The organism is Achromobacter sp. SIMBA_011 (genome assembly GCF_046535435.1).
In the GTDB taxonomy this organism is placed as follows: Bacteria; Pseudomonadota; Gammaproteobacteria; order Burkholderiales; family Burkholderiaceae_B; genus Achromobacter; species Achromobacter dolens.
Genome location: NZ_JAWRWN010000001.1, coordinates 945,216 through 970,685, shown reverse-complemented (window position 1 = coordinate 970,685; position 25,470 = coordinate 945,216). Strand labels below are relative to the sequence as shown.

Annotated in this window: 20 protein-coding genes and 1 tRNA gene; 13 read left to right on the top strand and 8 right to left on the bottom strand. The window is 65.8% G+C overall.

What is annotated here, in order from left to right:
• Nucleotides 1–8: 8 nt before the first annotated feature.
• The 5 genes from SB816_RS04575 to SB816_RS04555 all read right to left on the bottom strand — a co-directional run bounded on the left by SB816_RS04575 (nucleotide 9) and on the right by SB816_RS04555 (nucleotide 4,380).
• Nucleotides 9–1,364 carry a type II toxin-antitoxin system HipA family toxin gene (locus SB816_RS04575; RefSeq protein ID WP_410546554.1) on the bottom strand — a complete coding sequence of 452 codons (1,356 nt, stop codon included), beginning with the start codon at nucleotides 1,362–1,364 and terminating at the stop codon, nucleotides 9–11.
• Between the two features lie 3 nt (nucleotides 1,365–1,367).
• The gene (locus SB816_RS04570) at nucleotides 1,368–1,628 is read right to left on the bottom strand and encodes a helix-turn-helix domain-containing protein (protein WP_049076396.1); all 261 of its coding nucleotides are present in this window, start codon (nucleotides 1,626–1,628) and stop codon (nucleotides 1,368–1,370) included.
• 131 nt (nucleotides 1,629–1,759) lie between these two features.
• The gene (locus SB816_RS04565; RefSeq protein ID WP_410546553.1) at nucleotides 1,760–2,836 is read right to left on the bottom strand and encodes a FecR family protein; all 1,077 of its coding nucleotides are present in this window, start codon (nucleotides 2,834–2,836) and stop codon (nucleotides 1,760–1,762) included.
• Nucleotides 2,837–2,849: 13 nt separating this feature from the next.
• Nucleotides 2,850–3,359, bottom strand: coding sequence for an RNA polymerase sigma factor (locus SB816_RS04560; protein ID WP_410546552.1), 510 nt, complete (start codon nucleotides 3,357–3,359; stop codon nucleotides 2,850–2,852).
• A gap of 190 nt (nucleotides 3,360–3,549) precedes the next feature.
• Nucleotides 3,550–4,380 carry an IclR family transcriptional regulator gene (locus SB816_RS04555; protein ID WP_064527577.1) on the bottom strand — a complete coding sequence of 277 codons (831 nt, stop codon included), beginning with the start codon at nucleotides 4,378–4,380 and terminating at the stop codon, nucleotides 3,550–3,552.
• Nucleotides 4,381–4,630: 250 nt separating this feature from the next.
• Between SB816_RS04555 and SB816_RS04550 the strand changes: the two genes are divergently transcribed.
• The 8 genes from SB816_RS04550 (at nucleotide 4,631) to SB816_RS04515 (ending at nucleotide 14,807) form a co-directional block, all read left to right on the top strand.
• Nucleotides 4,631–5,647 (top strand): 2-dehydro-3-deoxygalactonokinase, encoded by a 1,017-nt coding sequence (locus tag SB816_RS04550; RefSeq protein WP_410546551.1) that lies wholly within the window; start codon nucleotides 4,631–4,633, stop codon nucleotides 5,645–5,647.
• On the top strand, nucleotides 5,644–6,297 hold the full coding sequence (locus SB816_RS04545) for a 2-dehydro-3-deoxy-6-phosphogalactonate aldolase (protein ID WP_410546550.1): 654 nt from the start codon (nucleotides 5,644–5,646) through the stop codon (nucleotides 6,295–6,297). Before SB816_RS04550 ends, SB816_RS04545 begins: the two co-directional genes overlap by 4 nt.
• Nucleotides 6,294–7,442, top strand: coding sequence for a galactonate dehydratase (dgoD, locus tag SB816_RS04540; protein WP_006391563.1), 1,149 nt, complete (start codon nucleotides 6,294–6,296; stop codon nucleotides 7,440–7,442). Before SB816_RS04545 ends, dgoD begins: the two co-directional genes overlap by 4 nt.
• A gap of 32 nt (nucleotides 7,443–7,474) precedes the next feature.
• A complete protein-coding gene (locus SB816_RS04535; RefSeq protein WP_064527571.1) occupies nucleotides 7,475–8,785 on the top strand; it encodes an MFS transporter in 1,311 nt (436 codons plus the stop codon).
• 230 nt (nucleotides 8,786–9,015) lie between these two features.
• The gene (locus tag SB816_RS04530; protein WP_410546549.1) at nucleotides 9,016–9,726 is read left to right on the top strand and encodes an ABC transporter ATP-binding protein; all 711 of its coding nucleotides are present in this window, start codon (nucleotides 9,016–9,018) and stop codon (nucleotides 9,724–9,726) included.
• Nucleotides 9,723–11,111, top strand: a complete 1,389-nt coding sequence (locus SB816_RS04525) for an ABC transporter permease subunit (RefSeq protein WP_054500556.1) — start codon at nucleotides 9,723–9,725, stop codon at nucleotides 11,109–11,111. Before SB816_RS04530 ends, SB816_RS04525 begins: the two co-directional genes overlap by 4 nt.
• A gap of 10 nt (nucleotides 11,112–11,121) precedes the next feature.
• The gene (locus tag SB816_RS04520; RefSeq protein ID WP_064527565.1) at nucleotides 11,122–12,582 is read left to right on the top strand and encodes an ABC transporter permease subunit; all 1,461 of its coding nucleotides are present in this window, start codon (nucleotides 11,122–11,124) and stop codon (nucleotides 12,580–12,582) included.
• Between the two features lie 41 nt (nucleotides 12,583–12,623).
• Entirely contained in the window at nucleotides 12,624–14,807 is a 2,184-nt protein-coding gene (locus SB816_RS04515) for a TonB-dependent receptor (RefSeq protein WP_410546548.1), read from the top strand.
• Between the two features lie 33 nt (nucleotides 14,808–14,840).
• On the opposite strand, the gene SB816_RS04510 is transcribed toward SB816_RS04515, so the two are convergent.
• The 3 genes from SB816_RS04510 to SB816_RS04500 all read right to left on the bottom strand — a co-directional run bounded on the left by SB816_RS04510 (nucleotide 14,841) and on the right by SB816_RS04500 (nucleotide 19,943).
• A complete protein-coding gene (locus tag SB816_RS04510; RefSeq protein ID WP_054414716.1) occupies nucleotides 14,841–16,040 on the bottom strand; it encodes an MFS transporter in 1,200 nt (399 codons plus the stop codon).
• Between the two features lie 441 nt (nucleotides 16,041–16,481).
• Nucleotides 16,482–18,371 carry a molecular chaperone HtpG gene (gene htpG, locus SB816_RS04505; RefSeq protein ID WP_410546547.1) on the bottom strand — a complete coding sequence of 630 codons (1,890 nt, stop codon included), beginning with the start codon at nucleotides 18,369–18,371 and terminating at the stop codon, nucleotides 16,482–16,484.
• Between the two features lie 186 nt (nucleotides 18,372–18,557).
• Nucleotides 18,558–19,943: a DKNYY domain-containing protein gene (locus tag SB816_RS04500; RefSeq protein WP_410546546.1), complete on the bottom strand. Its 1,386-nt coding sequence runs from the start codon at nucleotides 19,941–19,943 to the stop codon at nucleotides 18,558–18,560.
• Nucleotides 19,944–20,117: 174 nt separating this feature from the next.
• Between SB816_RS04500 and SB816_RS04495 the strand changes: the two genes are divergently transcribed.
• The 5 genes from SB816_RS04495 to SB816_RS04475 all read left to right on the top strand — a co-directional run bounded on the left by SB816_RS04495 (nucleotide 20,118) and on the right by SB816_RS04475 (nucleotide 25,371).
• Nucleotides 20,118–21,509 carry a nucleobase:cation symporter-2 family protein gene (locus SB816_RS04495; RefSeq protein WP_269873569.1) on the top strand — a complete coding sequence of 464 codons (1,392 nt, stop codon included), beginning with the start codon at nucleotides 20,118–20,120 and terminating at the stop codon, nucleotides 21,507–21,509.
• Between the two features lie 118 nt (nucleotides 21,510–21,627).
• A tRNA-Leu gene (locus tag SB816_RS04490) sits at nucleotides 21,628–21,712 on the top strand.
• A 290-nt stretch (nucleotides 21,713–22,002) separates the two neighbouring features.
• Entirely contained in the window at nucleotides 22,003–22,323 is a 321-nt protein-coding gene (locus SB816_RS04485) for a nucleotide pyrophosphohydrolase (RefSeq protein ID WP_049076465.1), read from the top strand.
• Nucleotides 22,320–24,542 (top strand): DNA/RNA helicase domain-containing protein, encoded by a 2,223-nt coding sequence (locus tag SB816_RS04480; protein WP_410546545.1) that lies wholly within the window; start codon nucleotides 22,320–22,322, stop codon nucleotides 24,540–24,542. Before SB816_RS04485 ends, SB816_RS04480 begins: the two co-directional genes overlap by 4 nt.
• A gap of 601 nt (nucleotides 24,543–25,143) precedes the next feature.
• Nucleotides 25,144–25,371: an antitoxin VbhA family protein gene (locus SB816_RS04475; protein WP_269873566.1), complete on the top strand. Its 228-nt coding sequence runs from the start codon at nucleotides 25,144–25,146 to the stop codon at nucleotides 25,369–25,371.
• Nucleotides 25,372–25,470 lie beyond the last annotated feature (99 nt).

Sequence of the window (25,470 nt, the reverse complement as noted above, 5' to 3'; positions counted from 1 at the left end):
GCCGGTGATTACCCAGCCAGTTTTTCCGCCGCGGCTTGCAGCCCGCCGAGAATGCTGTCCGCGAGCGCTTCGGGAAATCCGGTTGGAATCAGTTCGCTGACGGTGCGTATCACCTGCCCGGTCTGGGCGACCAGGTCGTCGATCACGAAACGCGCGTCGCGCCCGTCCGGCGTGACGACGCCATGCTCGGCGCCCAGCGCCAGCCAGTGCCTGCGTTGAATGTCCTGCATCTTCCAGTGCGGATTCCTGGTGCGCACGGCCATGGCCATTCTTGCCTTGAACGGCGAAAGCTGATTCGCGCGCGCTCCCATGACGGGGTAGGCGGACAGCACATCGTAGAGCGGCGCAAGCTCGTAAGCGCCGCCCGGGCGCAGGAAGATGCTGAAATTCTTGGCGTGCCCATCCGTGGCGCGCAGCATCCAGAAGATAACCTGTGCCTGAAAGAAGATCCGCCGATCACGGTCAGGGTCCAGGGACGTGGACAGCAGCCTCATGATGGGCCCCATGCCCGGCCCGCCATCCGCCTCGTATTTAAGATGCGGCGGTGTGCCCGTCGCCTGGCACATGTCTTCCTGCGGCAGCCGCAGCAGCCAAGGTTGCCCCGTCGACCGACGGGCCCAGCGCCGGTCGAAGCGCTCGACGGCCAGCACTTTCATGTCCTCGAACAACAGCGGTTGCGTGCGCGCCACCGGCAGGCCGTAGGCGCGCAGGATCTCCGAGCATAACCATTCGTTCTCGACCGAGTCGCTCATGTCGTACTGAAGATTGCCGACCCGACCCAAGGGCATTTTGAGGATGTGCGAGGTCGGGGTCGCGCCATGTGGCAGACACCATCGACCATCGAACCACAGCAAAGCCGTCTTCTCCTGGGCGCCCGCGATGGAAATGCGGAAGTCGTCGGTATCGGTGGCGCCGGCGCCGCCGAAGGGCGTCGGCGCAAGGGTGTTGCGCAGTACCTGCGCCACTTCGGCCTCGCTCAGCGGCGTCGCGTTAAGCACGCGCGCGTCCTGGGGCGGCGTGGCATCAGGCAGCACCTGCAATGCGCCCGCGCAATCACGGCCCACTTCGGCAAGCAGCGTGAACGCATCGGTTGCGGTCGCATGGAATCGCCGCGCGACACGCTCGCGGATTTGCCGGCTGTCGGGCAGCAGGTTCTCAAAGTAGGTGCGAACCGCATCCCCGCGATGCGGCGGGTTGCCGGGCGTGAAGGGAAGCGACAGCGATAGCGGCCTGCCTTGATCGGCGCTGACCCAGGCGTCGGCGTATTGCAGGATGTCGCCGGCGCGGGGCTGCACGCTCCAGGTGCCGACCATGGCGCCATTCATCCAGAGGTGCAGGGACTGTGTGTGCGAGCGACGTCCCATGGCTCACCAGTCCTGATCGGACACCTGCCGGCTTGCCGGCGGTTCATCGGGTTCGCGCAACACCAGTTCCACGCCCAGGATGCTCAGCAATTGCAGGAGCCGATCCGCACCGACCTTTTCCGCATTGCGCTCCAAGGCGGAAAGCGTCTGTTGCGTGATACCCAGCCGCAAAGCAGCGGCGGCCTGGGTCAGCCCGGCCTTTTTTCGGAATGCCTGAAGCAATGCCGGCAATTGCTCCGCGGTGCGTACGGTGTAGTCGGCCATACACGTCTCACGCTGTTTTTCAGGTTTACGAAGCATAGGCTGTAAATGGCGTATACGCAATATAGGCTGTATTTCATACATACAAATCATGATTTGTTTGAATTTACAGCACATGATTTGTATTCGAGAATTCAGTACAGCACCGTCACCCCCGGCAGCCGCAACCGCGCAAGCCGCAGCTCGCTACAGAGCGTGGCCAGCGCGCCCTCAAGGTTATCCAGGTGGAACAGCGCATTGACCGGCCTGCGCGCCGCGGCGCGGTTCGCCAGGATCAACTGGCCCCGCCGGAAATCGCCGATGCGCCGCAGGACCTGCTCCAGGGGTTCGCCGTCGAAGATGAGATAGCCGTCGGCCCAGGCGGCCCCGCGCGCGGGTGCGACGGGGCTGCGCGCGATGCCGGCGGCGTGGCTGAAAGTGGCGCTGTCGCCGGCTGTCAGCGCCGCGTGGGCAACGCCCGCGGTGGGCGGGCGATCCATCAGGAGCGCGACACGATGCTGCAACACGCCCATCCAGCCGTGACCGGCATCCTGGCGCCGCACGGCGTAGCGCGTGCCCAGCGCGGTCATGCTGGCGCCCGCGCTCTCCACCACGAACCTGCGCGGCTCGGCCGCCCCCGTAGGTGCCGGCGAGAACACCGCTTCGCCGCGCAGCAGGCGCACCCGACGGATCGAAGCGTCGTATTCCACATCGAGCGCGCTGTTGCTGCCCAGCAATACGCGGCTGCCATCGGGCAACGCCACGGAACGGATTTCGCCGACGTCGGTGCGATAGTCGACCAACCAGGGTTCGATGAGGTCCGGCCCATTGATCGTGCCGGCGACGACCAAAGCCGCGCAAGCCAGCGCAAACGCGCGCCGTCGGGGCGCCATGAGATGCGCTCGGCACCATGCCTCGGCACAGGCACGCCAGGAGAAGCGCCGCGCCGTCGGCGCCGGCTGCGCGAGCGAGGGCGCATCGCGGCAGGGGCCGGCCAGGGCCCAGGTCATTTCGGCATCGGCCAGGGCCGGGCCGTGGCGCGCGTCGCGCGCCAGCCAATGATCGAGGCGGCGTCGTTCAGCCCGGGTGAGCGCGCCGGCCTCCAGGCGCACGGCCCACAGACTGGCCTGGCGACGCAGGCGTCGTTCGCGATGGATACGTGATGGGATCTTCATGAAAGGGATAACGGGCCAGACGCGAAAGACAGTAAAAAAAGTGGCCAGAGCGCACATTCATTGCGCAGGCTCACGGATCGCGCCCCAGGCGTTCACGCATCAGTTCAAGGGCCATGGCCAAGTGCTTCTGCACCGAACTGGGCGAGATATCCAGATAGCGCGCGGCCTCCGCATGGCTCAGGCCCTCGACGCGGCAGAGCCTGAAAATCTGCCGCGTGCGCGGCGGCAGTTCGGCCAGCGTCGCGGCCAGACGCGCCAGTTGCCGGCGCACGTGCGCATGCACGTCGGGCGCGGTGCGCGGATCGCGCACGCCTTCCAGCAGGTCATCCGCCGCCATGTCGGTGCGGGATTGATGGTGATTGCGGCGATGGTCGATGAGCAGGCGATTGACGATGGCGTAGAGGTAGGCCAGCGCGCTGTCGTCCGGCGGGAGGTCTTCGTGGTGGGCCAGGAGCCGCGCGAAGCAGTCCTGCACCAGATCGGCGCTGAGTTCGGCTTCGCCGGTTTTCAGGAACAGGTAACGGCGCAGCCGCTCGGCATGGGCGGCATACAGGCGCTCGACATCAGGTTGGGGCGCCACTTGCTCGTCGCCAGGGGTCTACTCAATCGTGATGAGCGTCATTGATGATTGAGCAAGAGACTAGCACCGATATGCCGCCCCGCCGGTCGCGGCGGCATATGGATTGGTCGGAGATTTGACCGACGCCGGCGGTGCCGGTAGACGGCCCGCGCCATGCGCCGAGGTCGCCTTTTTTTGCCAGCGCGACGCGTTATGTGCCGGCGTCGCGCGTCTTGGTAGGTCCGCCCTGCACCTTCCAGCCGAGCTCGGCGGAGATGCGCGCCGCCGCGTCCTTGACCACGTCGACCATCTCGTTCATGCGTTCCAACGACATGTACGGCACCGTGCTGGACACGCTGATGGCGGCGACGATGCCGCTGGAGGCATCGCGCACCGGCGCCGCCACGCAGCGGATCGAAGGTTCGTTGTCTTCCAGGTCGAAGGCGTAGCCGTTGGCGGCGTAGTCGCGCATGCGGTCGCGGAAGGCTTCCCAGGTCTGGCGGCCGCCCGGCGCGCGCGAGGACACCGGCGCGCCGACGCGGTGCAACGCCTTCCATTGCGGCTCGTCGGCATCCAGCAGAAGCGCCTTGCCGACGCCGGTGGCGGCCAATGGCATGCGGTGGCCGACGCGCGAGCGCATCTCCAGGCCCTTTTTGCCGGGGATCTTTTCCAGGTACAGCACTTCGTCGTTGTCGCGCACCGCCAGGTGGATGGTGTCGCCGGTCTCGGCGGCCAGGCCGTCCAGGTACGGACGCGCCAGCGTCGCCATGGGAAAGGCTTCGCGCGCCTGGAAGCCGAGTTCGATCAGCTTGGGGCCCAGCACGTAGCCGACGCCGGGAAGCGAGCGCAGGTAGCGCTCCTGCACCAGGCAACTGGCGAGCCGGTGCGTGGTGCTGCGCGCCACGCCGATGTGGGCGCAGATGTCCTTGAGGTCGCGCGCGCCCGCGGCCACGGCCTGGATCACGCCCAATCCGCGCATCAGGGTCTGCGTGCCGGCGGGGGCCGCGGCGTCGGGATCGTAGGCGGGGGAAGAATCGGACATGGAGGGAACAAGGGGCTGGAAATCGGGATTGGCGAACGGGAAATTAATTCCCTATATATGGGATTTAATTCTATATTTTGAGATTTTTCAAGCGCTGATCTAGAATTTTTCCCAGCCCGTCCGCCGCCGCCCCGGCGCCGTCGCGGGCCTGACGACAACAAGGCTGGCCAGCCCCTGCCTGCCGCGTACGCCGCGAATGCGCGCGCCCGCGCCCGCAGCGCGCCGCCGGCCCGAGACGAGACAGATTCTGATGACAACCGGATCGCCTGCCCGCGCGGCTCTCATAGCGCTGGACTGGGGCACCTCTTCGTTGCGCGCCTACCGCCTCGATGGCGCCGGCCGCACGCTGGATACCCGCCATCTGCCGTGGGGCATCATGCGCCTGCCGCAACCCTTGCAGGACGGCGCGGCCACGCCCAGCGGCCAATCGGGCTTCGAACTGGCGTTCGAGCAGGCCTGCGGCGACTGGCTGCGGGCAGAGCCCCATCTTCCCGTGATCGCTTGCGGCATGGTCGGCAGCGCGCAAGGCTGGCGGGAAGCCGCCTACCTGGACGTGCCGGTGGCCCTGGAACGCATCGGCACCCTGCTGACCCGCGTCGAGCGCAACGGCGCCACGCCCGTGCACATCGTGCCGGGCCTGATCCAGCGGCATGGCCTGCCCAATGTGATGCGCGGCGAAGAAACGCAGGTATTCGGCGTGCTGTTCGACCAGACCGACGACCCCGCCGACAGCGTGCTGATCGGCTTGCCCGGCACCCATTCGAAATGGGTCAACGCGCGCCGCGGCCAGGTCACGCATTTCGACACCTTCATGACCGGCGAGGTTTACGCCGCGCTGCGCGGCCACACCATCCTGGGCCGCACCATGATCGAGGCGCCGACCTCCGACATGGCGGCCTTCGAGCGCGGCCTGAAGGTGGCAGGCGTGCCGGCCGGCCGCGCCGGCGTGCTGTCGACGATCTTCAGCACCCGCGCGCTGGGGCTGACCGGCGAACTGACCGGCGTGTCGCAGGCCGATTACCTGTCGGGCCTGCTGATCGGCCATGAGATTTCCGCGCTGGCCGACATGCTGCGGTTGCAGGGCGAGCTGCCGCGCATCGTGCTGTGCGGCGACGACGCGCTGTGCCAGCGCTACATCCTGGCGTTGCGGCACTACGGCCTGGGCACGCCGCGACTGGCGCAACACGCCACCGAACGCGGCCTGTGGCACCTGGCGGTTTCCGCCGGGCTGGTGCCCGCCCCCTCTTCTTCCGAGACCACATCATGACCCATACCGGACTGCAAACCGCCATGGCCCATTGCGGCCTGATCGCCATCCTGCGCGGCATCACGCCCGCCGAGGCCGTGCCCGTCGCGCAAGCGCTGTACGAGGCGGGCTTTCGCCTGATCGAGGTGCCGCTGAATTCGCCGGAGCCGCTGGCCAGCATCCGCGCCATGCGCGACGCGCTGCCGGCCGACTGCCTGGTGGGCGCCGGCACAGTGCTGAACCCCGATGACGTGGCGCGCATCAAGGACGCCGGCGGCGAACTGATCGTCATGCCGCACAGCGACCTGGCCGTGGTGCGCGCGGCCAAGGCCACCGGCCTGGCCTCGTGCCCCGGCGTGGCCACGCCGACCGAAGCCTTCGCCGCGCTGGCCGCCGGCGCCGACGTGCTCAAGATGTTCCCCGCCGAGCAGCTCGGCCCGGCCGTGCTCAAGGCCTGGCGCGCGGTGATGCGCCCGCCGATCGCGCTGGTGCCGGTGGGCGGCATCACCCCCGACAACCTTTCCACTTACGCCCAGGCGGGCGCCAGCGGCTTCGGCCTGGGCTCCGCCTTGTACAAACCCGGCCTGTCGGCCACCGAAGTCGGCCAGAACGCGCGCGCTTTCATCGCCGCCTGGCAACGCGCCTATCCCGCCCAGGAGACCCAAGCATGAAGATCACCAAGCTCACTACCTACATCGTGCCGCCGCGGTGGTGCTTCCTGAAGATCGAAACCGACGCCGGCATCGTCGGCTGGGGTGAACCCGTGGTGGAAGGCCGCGCTCATTCCGTGGCCGCCGCCGTCGAGGAACTGTCGGACTACCTGATCGGCAAGGACCCGCGCAACATCGAGGACCACTGGACCGTGCTGTACCGTGGCGGCTTCTACCGCGGCGGCGCCATCCACATGAGCGCGCTGGCCGGCATCGACCAGGCGCTGTGGGACATCAAGGGCAAGGACCTGGGCGTGCCCGTGTCGCAACTGCTGGGCGGCAACGTGCGTGACCGCATCCGCGTGTATTCGTGGATCGGCGGCGACCGTCCGGCCGATACCGCCGCGGCCGCCAAGGGTGCGGTCGAGCGCGGCTTCACGGCCGTCAAGATGAACGGCACCGAGGAACTGCAGTACATCGATTCGTTCGACAAGGTCGAGAAGTGCCTGGAGAACGTGGCCGCCGTGCGCGACGCGGTCGGCCCCAATGTCGGCATCGGCGTGGACTTCCACGGCCGCGTGCACAAGCCGATGGCCAAGGTGCTGATGAAGGAACTGGACCCGTTCAAGCTGATGTTCATCGAAGAGCCGGTGCTGAGCGAACACTACGAGGCGCTGAAGGAACTGGCGCCGCTGACTTCCACGCCGATCGCGCTGGGCGAGCGCCTGTTCTCGCGCTGGGACTTCAAGCGCGTGCTGGCCGACGGCTATGTCGACATTATCCAGCCGGACCCATCGCATGCCGGCGGCATCACCGAAACGCGCAAGATCGCCGCCATGGCCGAGGCCTACGACGTGGCGCTGGCGCTGCACTGCCCGCTGGGCCCGATCGCGCTGGCCACCTGCCTGCAGATCGACGCCGGTTGCTACAACGCGTTCATCCAGGAACAGAGCCTGGGCATCCACTACAACGCCGCCAACGACCTGCTGGACTACGTCAGCAACCGCGAGGTGTTCGCCTACGAGAACGGCATGGTCGCGATTCCGCAGGGCCCCGGCCTGGGCATCGAGGTCAACGAGGAATACGTGAAAGAACGCGCGGCGGTAGGCCATCGCTGGCGCAACCCGATCTGGCGCCACGCCGACGGCAGCTTCGCCGAGTGGTAAGCCGGTAGAAAAAAGCGAAAGAGGAGACCCCCTTGACCACCGCCACCCACCCGGGCCTGCAAAGTGCCCAGCGGCCGACGCGCAGCCGCTATCTCATCATGGTGATGCTGTTCATCACCGTCGTCATCAACTACCTGGACCGCAGCAACCTGTCCATCGCCGCGCCCGCGCTCAAGGACGAGTTCGGCCTGGACACGGTGCACGAAGGGCTGATCCTGTCGGCCTTCGGCTGGACCTATGCCGCCATGCAGATCCCCGGCGGCTGGCTGGTGGACCGCGTGTCGCCGCGCGTGCTGTACGCGGCCGCGCTGATCCTGTGGTCGGCGGCGACGTTCTTCATGGGCTTTGCCGGCAGTTTCGTGATCCTGTTCGTGCTGCGCCTGGCCGTGGGCGCGCTGGAGGCCCCGGCCTATCCGATCAACAACCGCGTCGTCACGACCTGGTTCCCGGAAAAGGAACGCGCCACCGCCATCGGCTTCTACACCTCGGGCCAGTTCGTCGGCCTGGCGTTCCTGACGCCGGTGCTGGCCTGGCTGCAGCACCACTACGGCTGGCACATGGTGTTCGTCAGCACCGGCCTGCTGGGCATCGTCTGGGGCGTGCTGTGGTACCTGATCTACCGTGAACCGCGTCAGTTCAAGGGCGCCAACGCGGCCGAAATCGAGCTGATCCAGAAAGGCGGCGGCGTCGTGGACCTGGACAAGCGCGTGACCGAGAAGAAGGCGCCATTCAACTGGAACGACCTGGGCCTGGTGATGAGCCAGCGCAAGCTGTGGGGCGTGTACCTGGGCCAGTTCTGCCTGACCTCGACGCTGTGGTTCTTCCTGACGTGGTTCCCCACCTATCTGGTGAAGTACCGCGGCATGGACTTCATCAAGTCGGGCTTCCTGGCGTCGGTGCCGTTCCTGGCGGCGTTCATCGGCGTGCTGTGCTCGGGCGTGCTGTCGGACTTCCTGATCCGCCGCGGCGCCACCGTGGGCCTGGCGCGCAAGCTGCCGATCATCCTGGGGCTGCTGATCTCGACGTCGATGATCGGCGCCAACTTCACCGACTCGACGCCATGGGTGATCTTCTTCCTGGCGCTGGCATTCTTCGGCAACGGCCTGGCGTCGATCACGTGGTCGCTGGTGTCGGCGCTGGCGCCGGTGCGGCTGCTGGGGCTGACCGGCGGGGTGTTCAACTTCGTGGGCAACCTGTCGTCGATCTGCACGCCGATCGTGATTGGCTTCCTGGTGTCGAAGGACAGCTTCGCGCCGGCCATCGTGTATGTGTCGTCGCTGGCGCTGCTGGGCGCGCTGTCGTACATCCTGCTGGTGGGCAAGGTGGAGCGGATCGAGGCCTGATCCGCGCGGCGTCGCCGCCACACCGCAACCGCAACGAAGGGCGCCCACGTGGGCGCCCTTCTGCTTTGTGTCGTCGATTCGAGCGAAGTTCCGCGCGAGGTATGGCAGTATAATCACGTTATGTTATATCATATCTATTGATAGCCGTTCCCAACTCGACCGCCAAGTCACCCGACCGGTCCACCCCTCCCCTTGTTCCCCCCGCATCTTCCGACGAAGAAGGACTCGCAGTGCTCGAAGCCATCGGCCTGACCAAACGCTACGGCGACCAGATCGCGCTCCACCCGCTGGATCTGCGCATCGAGCCGGGCGAAATCTATTGCCTGCTGGGCGCCAACGGCGCCGGCAAGACCACCACCATCAACCTGTTCCTGAACTTCATCGCGCCCGACGGCGGCCAGGCCCTGATCCACGGCCTGGACGTGGCGCGCGAACCGCTGGCCAGCAAGCGCCACGTGGCCTACATCCCCGAGCAGGTGAACCTGTACGGCACGCTCAGCGGGCTGGAGAACCTGCGCTACTTCGCCGCGCTGGCGCTGGGCGAGGCGCCGCCGCGCACACGCCTACTGGAACTGCTGGCCGAGGTCGGCCTCGACCCGGCCGCGGCCGACAAGCGCGTCGCCGCCTATTCCAAGGGCATGCGTCAGAAGGTCTGGATCGCCGTGGCGCTGGCCAAGGACGCGCGCGCGCTGCTGCTGGACGAGCCCACCTCCGGCCTGGACCCGTCCGCCGCCGCGGAATTCACCCGCCTGCTGCAACGCGCGAGCGAACGTGGCGTGGCGATCCTCGCCACCACCCACGACCTGTTCCACGCCCGCCAGACCGCCACCCGCGTCGGCATCATGAAGCGCGGCCGGCTGGTCGAAAGCCTGGACAGCCGGCAGATCGACGACACCGACCTGCAGGCGCTGTACCTGGCGCACATGAGGACCAGCGCATGATTCTGCTGATCGCCCTCAAGGACCTGCGCGAACGCCTGCGCGACGGGCGCCTGTACTGGGCTGGCGGCATCGTCGCGGTGCTGCTGCTGACCGCGCTGTCGGTGGGCTACCTGCACCAGCAGGAAGCGCGCGCCGAGCAGGCCGCGGCCCAGAACACCGACTACGGCGACTGGCTGCGCCAGGGCGCGCGCCATCCGCACGATGCCGCCCACCAGGGCATGCACGTCTTCAAGCCCGACACCACGCTGGCGCTGCTGGATCCCGGCATCAATCCGTACATCGGCAGCACCGTGTGGCTGCAGGCGCACCGCCAGAGCGAGGTCAAGTTCCGCCCGGCACAGGACGCCACCGGGCTGCAGCGGTTTGGCGACCTGTCGGCCGCCTGGATCCTGCAGGCGCTGGGACCGCTGCTGGTGATCGTGCTGGGCTTCAACGCGTTTTCCGGCGAGCGCGAGCAAGGCATCCTGCGCCAGACGCTGAGCCTGGGCATCGCCCCGTGGCGCCTGCTGTGGGGCAAGGCCACCGCCCTGGCCATGAGCCTCGGCCTGCTGCTGGTGCCGGCCGCGCTGGCGGCCGTCGTGGCGGTGTGGCTGGCCGGCGGGCGCGCCGACGCGCTGTGGCGCTTCGCCGTGCTGGCGGGCGGCTACACGATGTACCTGGCCATCTTCATCTTTGTCACGCTGGGCGTGTCGGCGGCGGCGCGCTCGTCACGCGTGGCGATCACGGTGCTGCTGGCGCTTTGGATCGCCAATACGGTGATCGCGCCGCGCGTCATGGCCGAACTGTCGCGCGGCCTCTATCCCAGCCCGACCCGCCTCGAATTCAACCAGGCCTTGCAGGACGACCTCAAGGCCACCTCGGACCGCGTCTGGATGCAGGCCTTCGGCACCACCGAGCGCTGGAGCCGCGACGTGCCGCTGAACAAGTGGGGCCTGGCGCTCAAGCTCGACGACCAGTCCAGCTACGCCGTCTACGACCGCCACTTCGGCCGCCTGTGGGACACCTGGGAACGGCAGCAGACCGTGCAGGAATCGGCCGGCTGGCTGATGCCGCTGCTGGCCGTGCGCGCGCTGTCGGCCGCCATGGCCGGCACCGACTTCGCCCACCATCGCGATTTCACCACCGCCGCCGAACGGCAGCGCCGCGTGATCCAGGACATCGTCAGCGCCGATCTGGTGGCGCACGCCGACACGCAGGAACACCTGCATTTCTCGTATCAGGCCAGCCCCTCGCTGTGGGCGCGGGTGCCGCCCTTCAAGTACCAGCCGCCCGCCGCCGGCTGGGCGTTGCACCACGCGCGCCTGAGCCTGCTGATGCTGGGCGCCGCGCTGCTGCTGAGCCTGCTTTTTGCCTGGCGCGCCGTGGCCCGCCAGACCGCCCTGTAGGAGACCCCTGGTGCACGATACGCAATTTCGCCGCTTCGGGATGGTCCTGCGGCACGAACTCCGCCTGCTGACGCGCGAGCGCGCGTTGTGGCTGTGCGGCCTGCTGTTCCTGCTGCTGGTGGGCTATGCCGTCTTCAACGGCCTGCTGCAGACCTCGCTGCGCGACGAGGCCCAGGCCGCGCTGGCGCGCGCCGATGCGCAGAACCGCGCCGGCCAGCTTGCGCAGCTACAGCGCATCATGGACGGCAGCGAAACCCCCACGCCGTTCGGCAACCCGGCCAGTCCCGCCAACATGGGCGGGGGCCTGGGCGCGCACTACGCCATCATGCCCAGCGTGCCGCTCGCGCCCGTGGCGCTGGGCCAGACCGACCTGTTCCCTTCGCAGTTCAAGGTGACCTACGACAGCAAGGTCAACTTCATCCACAACAACGACATCGAGAACCCCTGGCACCTGCTCAGCGGGCACTTCGACCTGGCGTTCGTGGTGGTCTACCTGCTGCCGCTGCTGATCTTCGCGCTCGGCCACAACCTGCTGTCCGGCGAGAAAGAGGACGGCACGCTGCGCCTGCTGCTGTCGCAGCCGCTGTCGCTGCTGACGCTGGTCAGCGGCAAGATCGTCCTGCGCGCGGCGGTACTGCTGGGCGCGGCCGTCCTGCTGCCGGTGGTGGCGCTGCTGATCGCCCGCCCGCAGGCCTTGCAGGCCGCCAGCGCCACGCTGTGGTGGGCGCTGCTGGTGGGCGCCTACGCGCTGTTCTGGTTCGCGGCCGTGGTGGCGGTCAATGCCTTCGGCAAGTCCTCGGCCGCCAACGCCATGATCCTGATGGTCGGCTGGGTCCTGCTGGTGCTGGTGGTGCCGGTGATCCTGAACCTGGTGGCGGCCTATGCCAGTCCGGCGCCGTCGCGCGCCGAGCTGGCCACGCGCACCCGCGTGGCGACGGCGCTGGCCATGCGCGACAACGCCGCCCTGCTGTCGACCGACTATGGGCACATGGATAGACCCGACGCCCTGATCCCGCGCGACGGCCACCTGGAAATCACTGGCCGCCCGCTGGGCCATGCGCGGGTCGAACGCCAGGTGGACGCGGCGATGCAGCCCGAGCTGGATCGCTTCGACGCGCAGATGGCGCGCCAGCAGGCGCTGGTCGCCCGGTACAGCGTGCTGTCGCCGGCGGCGGTGGCCTATGAAGGCATCACTGCGCTGGCCGGCACCGGGCAGCGCCGCCACGCGCACTTCATGCGCCAGATCGATGCCTATCACCGGGCCTGGAAGGATTTCTTCCTGCCCCGCATCGAGGCCAGCCGCGCCATCACGCCCGAGGACTTCCCCGGCATGCCGGTCTTCCAGTGGCAGGAAGAGGACCCCGCCGCCGTCCGCGGCCGTGCCCTGCGCGCGCTGCTGCAACTGCTGGCGCCCGCCGCGCTGCTGCTGGCGCTGGCTGGCTGGCGCCTGCGCCGCTATCGCGTGGTCTGACAGACAGGTTTTTCACCCCCATCGAGTTTCGGGAAAGCGTCATGAGAAGAGTCGTATCCACCGCCGCGCTCGCGGCTTGCACCGCCGTGCCCAACGTCCAGGCCCAGGAGGCCCAGGCGCGCGAGGCCGAACTGCCCAGCATCCGCGTCGAGGCCGCCAGCGACGCGGACAGCCTGCACCTGGACAACCGCAGCAGCAGCGCCTCGCGGCTGGGCCTGACCGTGCGCGAAACGCCGGCATCGGTCGAGATCGTGTCGCAGCAAGCCATGCGCGAACGCGGCGCCGCCACCCTCAGCGAAGCCCTGCGCGGCGCCACCGGCCTGGCCGGCGGCGGCCCGCCGTCCTCGCCCACCACGCTGTCCTCGCGCGGTTTCACCGACATCCTGTACCTGTACGACGGCCTGCGCATGTCGGGCGCCGGTTCGACCAACCGGGTCGAGGACACCTGGAACTACGAGCGCATCGAGGTGCTGAAGGGCCCGGCCTCGGTGCTGCAAGGCGATAGCGCCATTGGCGGCATCGTCAATTTCCAGACCAAGCGACCGGACCGCGACAACCCCTCGCGCGAAGCGATGTTCTCGTACGGCAGCTATGGCAGCACGCGCACCGGCATCGGCCTGGGCGACAATTTCGGCGAGACCGGCGCCTATCGCATCGACTACAGCCACAACGACAGCCGCGTTGGCACCATCGCCCGCAACAGCAACAAGCTGGACCACCTGACCACCGGCGTGGCCTTTGACGTCGCGCCCGCCACCCGCCTGGACCTGTCATTCGACTACTCGCGCGACACCGGCCACGCCTATTGGGGCACGCCGCTGATCCCGCGCAGTCTGGCCAAGGACCCCACCGGCGTGGTCAGCACGCCCGACGGCCACGTCCTGGACCGCGCGCTGGCTGGCAAGAACTACAACGTGCTCGACGATCGCAACGAGGCCGAAGCCTACTGGGTGCGGGCGCGGGTCACGCACCAACTGACGCCGTCGTGGACGCTGCGCAATGAGCTGGCGATGAACAAGGTGGACCGCCTGTGGAAGAACTCGGAATCGGCCACCTTCAGCGCCCCTGGCTCGATCGACCGCGACCAGACCATCATCACGCACCACCAGCGCTACCTGATCGACCGCTTCGACGCGACCCACAACGGCACCCTCGGCGGCCTGTCGAACAAGTTCGTGATCGGCGGGGAACTCAGCAAGACCAGCCTGGACAGCGAACGGCGCTTCTCGAACCGATCTGCCAGCACCGGCGATGCCTTGCGCGTCTCGCTGTGGAATCCGGACGTGGGCTATTTCAACGACGACCCCGCGCTGATGAGCGGCCCAGGCAACCGCACCGATTTCACCACCGACGTGCGTGGCGCCGCGCTGTTCCTGGAGGACTCCCTCAAGCTGACCGACCGCTGGACCGTGGTCGGCGGCTACCGCTACGACCGCATCCGCGTCGAGCGCAGCATCACCGACCTGAACGCCGGCACGCACACCGCCTTCGGCACCCGCTACAGCGCCAACTCCATGCGCCTGGGCACGGTATACGACGTAACGCCATCGTCCTCGGTCTACGCGCAGTACACCAATGCCACCATCCCGGTCGGCTCCCTGTTCCTGCTGTCGCAGTCCAATGCTTCGTTCCCGCTGGCCAAGGGCGAGCAATGGGAGGCCGGTTTCAAGCAGAGCCTGGGCGACGTGGAATGGACCGCGGCGGTCTATCACATCAAGCTGGAGAACGTGTTGACGCGCGACGCCAACGACCCGCGCGTGACGGTCAACAACGGCCGCCAATCGTCGCGCGGCGTGGAGCTGTCGGCGGACTGGCGCGTCACGCCGCAACTGACCCTCTCCGGCAACATCGCGGCGCTGAACGCGCGCTTCGATTCGCTGACCGAGGCCGACGGCACCTCGCGCGTGGGCAATACCCCGCCCAATGTGCCCGAGCGCGTCGCCAACCTGTACGCCAACTACCGGCTCAAGGAACTGCCGATGAACTTCTTCGTCGGCCTGAACCACACCGGCAAGATCTACACCGACAACGCCAACCAGATCCGCATCAACGGCCACACCACCGTGGATGCGGCGGTCAGCTACCGCCTGCGGCCGGCGCTGATCACCTTCCGCGTGCGCAACCTGACCGACAAGCTGTACGCCTACTACGGCGGCCGGTCCACCAGCCAGGTGTTGCTGGCGCCAGGCCGCACGTACGAGCTGGGCGCGACGTTCGAGTTCTGACGGGACGAATCGCGATGTCGCCCCGCTTCACGCTCAGCAGCCCTGCACCGCCAGCTTGCGCTGGCGCTGGTTGGCGGCGCGCTGCCACAGCACCAGCACAAGGCCCGCCGCCGCGATGATTGCGCCGGCAATCGGCACCGCGGCATACCCCATCCCGGCCGAGATCACGCCGCCGCCGGCCGCGGCGCCCACCGCATTGCCCAGATTGAACGCACCCACGTTCACCGACGAAGCCAGGCCGGGCGCGTCGGTGGCGGCCCGCATCACCCGCATCTGCAGGGGCGGCACCACGGCAAAGGTGCCGAAGCCGAAGATCAACAGGCCGATCGCGGCGCCCACCGGGGTCTGCGCCAGCCACGGGAACGCCAGCAGATCGGCGATCACCAGCACCAGGAAGGCGATCAGGCTGCCATCCAGCGAGCGGTCAGCGAAGCGGCCGCCGGCGGTGTTGCCGACGGTGAAGCCGATGCCGATCAGCACCAGCATCGCGGTCACGAAGTGGGGCGACGCGCCGGTCAGTTCGGCCAGCGTCGGCGCCACGTAGGTGTACAGCGTGAACATCGCGCCCGCGCCCAGCACCGTGGTCAACAGCGCCACCAGCACCACCGGAGTCTTGAGCACCGCCAGTTCGTGACGGATGTCCGGGCGCCGCCCGGCTTCGCCCGCCGGCAGCGCGAACCATAGTGACAGCATCGCCACCAGGCCGAGCACCGAGGTCGCGGCGAACGACATGCGCCAGCCGATCACCTGGCCCAGCCAGGTCGCCGCCGGCACGCCGCCGACGTTGGCGATGGTCAGCCCCAGGAACATGGTTGCCACCGCGCTGGCCTGCTTGTGGCGCGGCACCACGCTGGCGGCCACCAGCGAGCCCAGGCCGAAGAAGGCGCCATGGTTCAGGCTGGTCACCAGGCGCGCCAGCAGCAGCGTGGTGTAGTTGGGCGACAGCGCCGACAGCAGGTTGCCGAGCGTGAAGATCGCCATCAGCACGATCAACGCCTTGCGGCGCGACCAGCGCGACAGCGCCAGCGTCATCAGCGGCGCGCCGACCATCACGCCGATCGCATACGCGCTGATCAGCATGCCGGCGCTGGGGATGGATACCCCCACGCCGTCGGCGATCACGGGCAGCAGGCCCATGGGCGAGAATTCGGTGACGCCGATGCCGAAGGCGCCGACGGCCAATGCCAGCAAGGGCAGGCCGGCTTTCACCGGCGGGGTTTCATGGGTGGACATACGGGTTCCTTGGTTGGATGCGCCGACCAGGGAATCCAGCGGCGTCGCGGCAACGGCCGGCGCATGGGGCGGGTCTGATCGGAAGACAGGCGGCCAGTATGACGGGTATACCCTTACGGAAAAAGCGACTAAACGGGGAAAGACTTTTGACTTGGAGTCATGAATGACGTGGGGGGGGGTTCGAGAGAGGAACGCCCTCGGCCCGTCAACGCCAAGCGTTTTACGCGCGCGGATTGCATAAGAAAAATTCCCGCTCGGTAATTTTTTCCACGGAAATCGCGTTGTTCATCAGGAAATTACCGAGCGGGAATATGCGTCGAGGACAACAGGGACCGGTTGCACGATTCCATCCCCAACGAGGTCGTCCGGCCCCAACCGCCGCTCGCCAATGAAAAAGGGCGCCCTCGCGGGCGCCCTTTTCCTGCCTTCGTACCGCCGCGCTTACTTCAGCAGCAGCGCATTCAACCGCTTCACGAACGCCGCCGGGTCGGCGATCTGCGCGCCTTCGGCCAGCAAGGCCTGGTCGAGCAGCAGCCGGGCCCATTGGTCGAACTCGCCGTCTTCGGCGGCGCGGATGCGGGCCAGCAGCGGGTGTTCCGGGTTGATCTCCAGCACCGGCTTGACGTTGGGCGCTTCCTGGCCGGCGGCCTTCAGCATGCGCAGCAGGTGCGGGCTGAGTTCGTTCTGGCCCACCACCACGCACGCCGGCGAATCCACCAGGCGCAGCGTCACGCGCACTTCCTTGACCTGGTCTTCCAGGGTCTTCTGCAGGCGCTCGACCAGCGGCTTGAAGTCCTCGGCCACTTCGGCCTGGTGCTTCTTTTCTTCCTCGTCGGCCAGCTCGGCCAGGTCGAGGCCGCCCTTGGCCACGGAGACCAGCGACTTGCCGTCGAATTCACGCAGGTACGACAGCATCCATTCGTCGACGCGGTCGGACAGCAGCAGCACTTCGATGCCCTTCTTGCGGAAGATCTCCAGGTGCGGGCTGTTGCTGGCGGCGGCGAAGGTATCGGCCGTGACGTAGTAGATCTTGTCCTGGCCTTCCTTCATGCGGCCCACGTAGTCGGCGAACGACACGGTCTGGGCCTGGTCGCCGGTGTGCGTCGAGGCAAAGCGCATCAGCTTGGCGATGCGTTCCAGGTTGGCGTGGTCTTCGCCCGCGCCTTCCTTGAGCACCTGGCCGAATTCCGACCAGAACGTGGCGTAGTCTTCCGGCTTGTTCTCCGCCAGGTCTTCCAGCAGCGACAGGATGCGCTTGGCCGAGCCTTCGCGGATGGCGCGCACATCGCGGCTTTCCTGCAGGATCTCGCGCGACACGTTCAGCGGCAGGTCGGCCGAGTCGATCACGCCGCGCACGAAGCGCAGGTACGACGGCAGAAGCTGGTCGGCGTCGTCCATGATGAAGACGCGCTTGACGTACAGCTTGACGCCGCGGCGGCCGTCACGGTCCCACAGGTCCATCGGCGCGTGCTTGGGCACGTACAGCAACTGGGTGTATTCGCTGCGGCCTTCGACCCGGTTGTGGGTCCAGGCGAGCGGGTCGTCGTAGTCGTGCGACACCGTCTTGTAGAACTCGCGGTACTGTTCCTCGGTCACATCCGCCTTGTTGCGGGCCCACAGCGCGTTGGCCTGGTTGACCGTTTCGAGTTCGTCCTTCTTGACCTGTTCGCCCTTTTCCGAATCCCACTCTTCCTTGGCCATGCGGATCGGCAGCGAGATGTGGTCGGAGTAGCGGCGCAGGATCTCGCGCAGCTTCCAGCCGTTGAGCAGCTCGTCTTCGTCGGCGCGCAGGTGCAGCGTGACGTCGGTGCCGCGCGTGGCCTTGTCGGCGGCGGCGATGGTGAACTCGCCCTGGCCGTCGGATTCCCAGCGGATCGCGTCGGTGGCGCCGGCGCGGCGGCTGACCACCGTGACCTTGTCGGCCACGATGAACGAGGAATAGAAGCCCACGCCGAACTGGCCGATCAGTTGCGCATCCTTCTGCTTGTCGCCGGTCAGTTGCGAGAAGAACTCGCGCGTGCCGGAACGGGCGATGGTGCCCAGGTTGGCCACGGCCTCTTCGCGCGACAGGCCGATGCCGTTGTCGGAGATGGTGATCGTGCGCGCTTCCTTGTCATAGCTGACGGTGATGGCCAGCTCGCCATCGCCTTCCAGCAGCGCCGGGTTGTCGATGGCCTCGAAGCGCAGCTTGTCGCAGGCGTCGGATGCGTTCGACACCAGCTCGCGCAGGAAGATTTCCTTGTTGCTGTACAGCGAATGGATCATCAGGTGCAGCAGTTGCTTCACCTCGGCCTGGAATCCCAGGGTTTCGGACGTGGCGTTCTGGCTCATCGTTGTATGAAAAGTCGGAAAATTAGGGACAAAAGGAAGCCGGATCGCGGGGCACATGGCCCAGGCGTTTTCCGGGAAACCCTGTTGTGATGGGGGCCATCTGAAATATTTCAAGGCCGGGGAATGGGGCGGCCATCCCGGTTCCCGGCTGGCGCGCGCAAGCAGCCCCTGACAGCGGGCCCGGCCTCAATCAAAAAGGGACCAGATGCCGCTGCGATAACGCGTCTTGGCCTCCAGCACCGCTTCGGATTCGGGCGCCGCCAGCTTGCCGCTGCGCACCAGCTTGCGGATGTCATCCGCCTTGATCTGCCGGGTCTCCTGGGAGCGCAGCAGGAAATCCGCCGCGGCCGGATCCAGGATGCGATAGATCGGGCTGTGGATCAGTTGGGTCGCCCCCAGTTCGTCCAGGTAATAGAGCGCGTCACCATTGCGCCAGACCGAACCGTAGCCGTGATAGACGTCGCCCAGCTTGGCCCATGGCCCCGTGGGCGCATCCTTGAGCCGCAGGATCAGGGTGGACCTGGACAGCAGGCCGCCGCCGCCGCGCGAGCGGTTCCAGACTTCCTTGCTCTGGAAGAACAGCACCTGGCGGCCGTCCCGGAACACGTAGGGCGACAGCGCCGTGAAGCCGCCCGCCGCGAACGGATCGTCGCCGGCCCGCTCCACCGAGCGCTTTTCGCTGTTGTAGAAATAGACGCCGTCCTTGCTGGCGAACAGCGCATGGAGCACATGGCCGCCGGCCTCGTCCAGCAACCGGTATGGCGCATGCGCCGGGTCGAAGGCCCGCGCGCCCAGGTACACCATGCCGTCGCGCCGATCGAACAGATAGGGCTGGTTGTGGAGATTGCCGACCATGAAGGTGTAGAGCGCCGGATCGTCCGACAGCGGCAGCAGCGTCTCGCGGTAATAGACCCGGCGGCCATCGGCAAAGAAGTCATTGCCTGGCCGCGTCTCGCCGCGCTGGATCGCGGCGATGCGACGCAACCGCGCCGGATCCGCCTGCGGCATTGCGCGGCCTTCGTAAAACACGCGGGCGCCGTCGGTGGCCAACTGGCGATCGAGCAGCGGCCGGTAGGCTTGCGCGCTGGCCGGCAGGGCCAGGAACGGATACAGGTAGGTCTGCGGCTTGTCGCCCTTGCCGGCGCGGTACAGGATCCGCTGCCAGAGTTCATCCAGCCGGCCCAGTTCGAGATTGCGCTCGGAGGCGAAGTCGCAAAAGTAGGTGGCCGAGCCGTCGCTGAAATAGCTGTTGCCCAGGTAGCGCGTCGATGCGGGCCGCATGCCCGGCAGCACCAGGTTGCCGCAATACACGTGGCGACCGTCACGCGCCGCCTGCCGGCCGTCGTAGCGGCCCGTGTCGAAGGTCTCGAAACCCGCCGGATCCGCCTCGCGCATCCGGTAATAGCCGTTGCTGGGCACGGCCGCGTAGACCTCGCCCCGGTAGCGCTTGTAGATGCTGCTGCCGTAGGACTCGCCATGGTCGATCGCGGCGAAATCGTCGCCACTGTCATCGATCAGCCAGACCAGCAGCATCATCGGCAGGATGGCCGTCAACAAGACCAGGACGATCACGATCCCTCGGGTGCGCTTGTGCATCGATTCCCGGGCCGGCGGCCCCTGGTTGGCGGATCAGAATTCTATCAAGCCCCCTGCCGCCGCCCCAGGCAGACGCGCTGCGCCCGAGGGCCTTCCCCGCTAAAATGCCGCACTTTCCTCCCCTACCCCCTCCCCGGCCGGCTCCCTGCCATGCAACCCGCCTCCCTGACCCAACCTGCCTCCCACGGCGCGTCCAACGACGCCGAACCCCGCCACGACCTGGTCTACGGCCCCGACGACCGTCCCGCCGCCCCCGTCGCCTTCGTCGCCGCCCTGCAGCACCTGCTGGCCATCCTGGTCCCCATCGTCACCCCCGGCCTGCTGATCTGCCAGGCCCTGGGCGTGAGCAGCCGCGACACCACCCTGATCGTGTCCATGTCGCTGGTCATCTCCGGCATCGCCACCTACGTGCAGTGCAAGCGCTTCGGTCCGCTGGGCGCGGGCCTCTTGATCGTGCAAGGCACCAGCTTCAACTTCGTCGGCCCGCTGATCGCCGGCGGCTCGGTCATGGTCAAGCAGGGCACGCCGGTCGAGGCCGTCATGGCCGCGATCTTCGGCGTCGTCATCGCCGGCTCCTTCGTCGAAATGGGCATCAGCCGCATCCTGCCCTTCGTCAAGCGCCTCATCACCCCGCTGGTCACCGGCATCGTCGTGCTGCTGATCGGCCTGACGCTGATCAAGGTCGGCCTCATCAGCATGGGCGGCGGCTACGGCGCCATGGCCAACGGCACTTTCGCCAGCGCCGAGAACCTGACGCTGTCGGGCCTGGTGCTGGGCACCATCATCCTGCTGAACCGCGTGCCGGTGGTGTGGATCCGCAGCACCGCGCTGGTGCTGGCGCTGGCGGTGGGCTACATCGCCGCCGCCTACATGGGCCGCCTGGACTTCACCGGCGCGCGCGAAGCCGCACTGTTCCAGGTGCCGATGCCGCTGCACTTCGGCCTCGGCTTCTCGTGGGCGCTGTTCGTGCCGATGCTGATCATCTACCTGGTCACCTCGCTCGAAGCCATCGGCGACGTCACCGCCACCAGCAAGGTCTCCAAGCAGCCGGTCGAAGGCCCGCTGTGGATGCAGCGCATCAAGGGCGGCGTGCTGGTCAACGGCGCCAACTCGCTGCTGGCGGGCATTTTCAACACCTTCCCCAGTTCGGTCTTCGCCCAGAACAACGGCGTCATCCAACTGACCGGCATCGCCAGCCGCCACGTCGGCGTGTGGATCGCCGGCATGCTGATCCTGCTGGGCCTGTTCCCCGCCGTCGCCGGCGTGCTGCAGGCCGTGCCCGAACCCGTGCTGGGCGGCGCCGCCATGGTCATGTTTGGCGCCGTGGCCGCCTCGGGCATCAACATCCTGGCCGGCATCCACCTGGACCGCCGCGCCCTGCTGATCATCGCCGTGTCGCTGGCCCTGGGCCTGGGCGTGTCGCAGGTGCCCGAGATCCTGTCACACCTGCCGCACGCCGTGAAAAACGTGCTGGAATCGGGTGTTGCCACCGGCGGCATCTGCGCGCTGGTCATGAACTGGTTCCTGCCGGAAAAGAAGTAAGCACGCAGGCCGGCGCGCCCCGCGCCGGCCCCTGGCCTGACAATTTTTCCCAGACCGCATATAATCGCGGTCTTCGCTTTACCCGCGACCGTCGCCTGGACGGCTCCGCGACCAGCCTGCCCGGGTGGTGAAATTGGTAGACGCAGGGGACTCAAAATCCCCCGCCGCAAGGCGTGCCGGTTCGATTCCGGCCCCGGGCACCATCTTTAGAATCGCCGGTGTTTGCAAGCATCGGGTGTGATTCTTCACTTCCCCTGATATCAGGGAATCTCCCGGTCGAGAAATCCAGATGCCGCTTCCGCGACGGCGAAGCATAGGCGTCCCGGCAAGATTTACCCCCCGACACAACGACGTCGCTGCTCCCCAAAAGCGGACAGGCGGGCCTCCCCTCGTGACGCATCCGCCCTTCCCCCGCAAGAAACTCCAAAAGTGCAACTAGAGGCCAAGCGGTCTATCATGCATTCCAACAACATCACATCCGCAAAGACAGGAAATGGAAGAAGTCATTCAGCGGCTACGCCAGTTTCGTGATGAGCGAAACTGGCAACAATTCCACAACCCTAAAGACCTGGCCTTGGCCCTCAGCATCGAGGCAAGCGAACTGCTGGAGGTTTTCCTATGGAAACCTCCTGAAGCCGCTGATCGCGAAAGGGTGAAAGAAGAGCTGGCCGATGTCTTGGCTTACGCGCTGCTGCTGTCCGATACGTACAACTTCGACATCAAGAAAATCGTTCTGGAGAAGATCGAAAAGAACGAACTTAAGTACCCCGTACAGAAAGCAAAGGGAACCGCGAAAAAATACAACGAGCTATGACCCAGCCGCATCTTGTCGAAGTGAACCGTTACCGGTTCTCCGTAGAAACGCTGACCGAAATCGAGACCAACGCATACGCAGCGAACAATTGGCCGCTTGTTTATATCCTCAGCGATGGAAAGACACGTTGCGCCTACGTCGGCGAGACGACGGACACGCTGGCTCGCCTGGGTACGCATCTCAAACACCCTCAGAAGCGATCATTGACGACGGTATACCTCGTCAGCAGTGAACGCTTCAACAAGTCAGCGACTCTCGATATAGAGTCTTCCCTCATAAAGTACATGTCGGCCGATGGCCGATTCAGCATGTTGAACGGCAACCTGGGGCTGAGCGACCACAACTACTATCAGAGGGACGAACTCTATTCCAGGATATTTCGGGAGACGTGGGACAGACTGCGTCAGCACGGAATCGCTCAACGGTCGATCGAGGCCATCGACAATTCTGACGTTTTTAAATACTCGCCGTACAAATCTCTGTCTACCGACCAACAACAAGGCCTGATCGAGATAATGCGCTCGCTGGTCGAGCCCCAGCTCAGACACGTCGTGGTCCAGGGAGGCGCCGGAACCGGAAAATCGGTATTGGCGATATTCCTATTCAAGCTCATTCAGTCCGACCTTGATGAACTGGATCTGCGCGAATTTTCCGATGAAGAGAAGGAAGTCCGAGACCTGCTGCGGCAAATCAAGCAGTCGATTCCACAGCCGCGCATGGCCCTGGTGGTCCCCATGAGCTCCTTCAGGAGCACGCTCAAGAAGGCGTTCCGGAACGTTTCGGGCCTACATGCCGATATGGTGATCAGTCCTTCCGAGCTGGCAAAGCGGCGCTATGACATCGTCCTGGTGGACGAGTCGCATCGCTTGCGCAAGCGCGTAAACCTGGGAGCCTACTTCGGGAGCTTCGACGCGGCCTGCGCCGTGCTTGGACTGGACAAGAATACATGCAGTGAGGTGGACTGGGTGACGCGCCAGTCAGACAAAGCCGTCTTTTTCTACGACCCAGGCCAGAGCATCAAGCCATCCGATGCCGATGCAGCCGACTTCGAGGAGATCAAATCTTCGCCGAACAGCACGGTAATAACACTGGCGTCCCAGTTCCGGGTACGCGCCGGGCAGCACTATGTGCGGTTCGTTGATGATCTCCTGCACATGCGGCTTCCGGCTGACGAAAAGTTCAGCTCCAACAAATATGAGTTTCTGGTTTTTGACGAACTCTCCGACATGGTGAAGGAGATAGGACAAAGAGACGCCAGCTACGGTTTGGCCCGGCTCGTGGCCGGTTTCTCCTGGCCCTGGGTTTCCAGAAAGCCCCCCTACCAACATGACATCGAAATCGGTGACGTGCGGCTGCGGTGGAACAGCACCACTGTGGATTGGATCAACGCGAAAGGCGCCGCGGACGAGGTGGGCTGCATTCATACCACCCAAGGCTATGATCTGAACTACACCGCCGTAATCTTCGGCCACGAAATCCGCTATGACGAAGCGCTGGACCAGATCGTCATTGATCCCCGCAACTATCATGACCGGAATGGTAAGCAGACCATTGAAGATCCGGATGAGCTCAAGCAGTACATACTGAACATCTACCGGACCATCATGCTGCGCGGCATACGCGGCACGTTTCTCTACGCATGCGACGATAGCTTGAGGCGCTATCTGAAGCGGCACGTGAACAGCTACAAATCCAACGTCATCACCTTCCCGCAGCCTCGCGGCGATTCCTTGGAACCTTACGTCAACGCGGTCCCGCTCTACGACCTGAGAGCGGCGGCTGGCGGTTTCAGCGCGCTCCAACACGTCGAACATGAAAACTGGGTGGCGGTACCAGCTGACATGCCCGTGGGAAGGAATATTTTTGCTTGCCATGTCGTCGGTGAGTCAATGAACAAGGTCATCCCCGACGGCGCCATCTGCCTGTTCCGCTTGAACCCCGGCGGCAGCCGGAATGGAAAAATCGTGCTAGTGGAATGTGCCGATACGCAGGACGGCGACGCCGGTTCGCGATACACGGTGAAGGAATATCAGAGCTTTAAGGTGCAAACCGAAGACGGGACTGAGAATCAGCAGATCCTATTGAAACCGCGATCCACCAATCCGGACTTGCTTCCGATCGAACTCAACCGGGAAGACGACGAACATCGCTACCGGGTGGTGGGCGAGTTTTTGGGAGTGATCGGCCAGGCGGATTCGAGCGAGGGAGCCGTCGATTGATGGACAAACTTCTTGTCCGGTGACATTGGTATTCCGACGTGGTGGCCTCGCCTTTGGCGAGGCTTTTTTTTGCCCCGATTAGCGCAGCGCGCAGCGATTCGGGCAGCCTTTCTGTTCGCCTCAAACCTGTGCGGCAGTCTCTCGCGTCCGTTCTTGCCGGACGGGCCCGGAGTCCTCACCCGTTCCCTGCGCTGCGCTTCGGGCTGCGACTTCCGGTGCCGCCCCTGATGCCTCTTCCGGCCAAACGACGTTAGTAGCGATGCTGTCAAGCGGATGACGGATCAAAGGGTTGGCGCGGCCCGCAGCCCACAGGTCGAGGACATGGCTCCTTGACGCGGCAGGAGCGCCCCCACGCTATGCCCGGGGGGCATGAGTGCCAGGCCAGAGTCCGAAACCCCTTCTGCCGAGGCTCCCGCCGGCGAGGGTGGATAGGTCCAGAGAGGCAAGCCTCTTTGGAAACTACGGCTAGTACACAGCCGATATTGGCGTCCATGCCAGGTAAAACAAGACAATTTCAGCGCACCACCTCTGTGGCTGTGCGTACCTAACCAAATTACCCATACTTCTTGTAAGATCGAGTTACCTGCGGCAAGGAGATACCATGGCTGGCAAGGGTAAATACGGGCAACAGCCCCACAAAACCATATCGGATACCGAACGCAACCGCCGGCAATCGGCAGTTAACTATGCGCGGGCTTCCGTCGGGCTAGAAGGCTTCTCCCTCAGTGAAGCAGATGAGGCCCACGCTCAGCGTTTCGTCGATGGTCAGATAAGCCTGCAAGAGTTTGTCCTGCCGCGCGCTGACGCACTCTCAAAGTCTTCGTCATGACGAAGAAATTTAGGATTTGGGGACTAGTGCAGGATAGGCTGTCGCCGGCTAATGTAGTTCACACGCAATTGAAAACTAGGCTAAGGCTTGTTCTAGCTC

Coding starts and splice junctions, on each gene's coding strand:
- SB816_RS04480 (WP_410546545.1), top strand. CDS start 22,320: ATGACCCAGCCGCATCTTGTCGAAGTGAACCGTTACCGGTTCTCCGTA.
- SB816_RS04485 (WP_049076465.1), top strand. CDS start 22,003: ATGGAAGAAGTCATTCAGCGGCTACGCCAGTTTCGTGATGAGCGAAAC.
- htpG (WP_410546547.1), bottom strand. CDS start 18,371: ATGAGCCAGAACGCCACGTCCGAAACCCTGGGATTCCAGGCCGAGGTG.
- dgoD (WP_006391563.1), top strand. CDS start 6,294: ATGAAGATCACCAAGCTCACTACCTACATCGTGCCGCCGCGGTGGTGC.
- SB816_RS04545 (WP_410546550.1), top strand. CDS start 5,644: ATGACCCATACCGGACTGCAAACCGCCATGGCCCATTGCGGCCTGATC.
- SB816_RS04570 (WP_049076396.1), bottom strand. CDS start 1,628: ATGGCCGACTACACCGTACGCACCGCGGAGCAATTGCCGGCATTGCTT.
- SB816_RS04555 (WP_064527577.1), bottom strand. CDS start 4,380: ATGTCCGATTCTTCCCCCGCCTACGATCCCGACGCCGCGGCCCCCGCC.
- SB816_RS04475 (WP_269873566.1), top strand. CDS start 25,144: ATGGCTGGCAAGGGTAAATACGGGCAACAGCCCCACAAAACCATATCG.
- SB816_RS04525 (WP_054500556.1), top strand. CDS start 9,723: ATGATTCTGCTGATCGCCCTCAAGGACCTGCGCGAACGCCTGCGCGAC.
- SB816_RS04510 (WP_054414716.1), bottom strand. CDS start 16,040: ATGTCCACCCATGAAACCCCGCCGGTGAAAGCCGGCCTGCCCTTGCTG.
- SB816_RS04565 (WP_410546553.1), bottom strand. CDS start 2,836: ATGTGCGCTCTGGCCACTTTTTTTACTGTCTTTCGCGTCTGGCCCGTT.
- SB816_RS04550 (WP_410546551.1), top strand. CDS start 4,631: ATGACAACCGGATCGCCTGCCCGCGCGGCTCTCATAGCGCTGGACTGG.
- SB816_RS04575 (WP_410546554.1), bottom strand. CDS start 1,364: ATGGGACGTCGCTCGCACACACAGTCCCTGCACCTCTGGATGAATGGC.
- SB816_RS04495 (WP_269873569.1), top strand. CDS start 20,118: ATGCAACCCGCCTCCCTGACCCAACCTGCCTCCCACGGCGCGTCCAAC.
- SB816_RS04515 (WP_410546548.1), top strand. CDS start 12,624: ATGAGAAGAGTCGTATCCACCGCCGCGCTCGCGGCTTGCACCGCCGTG.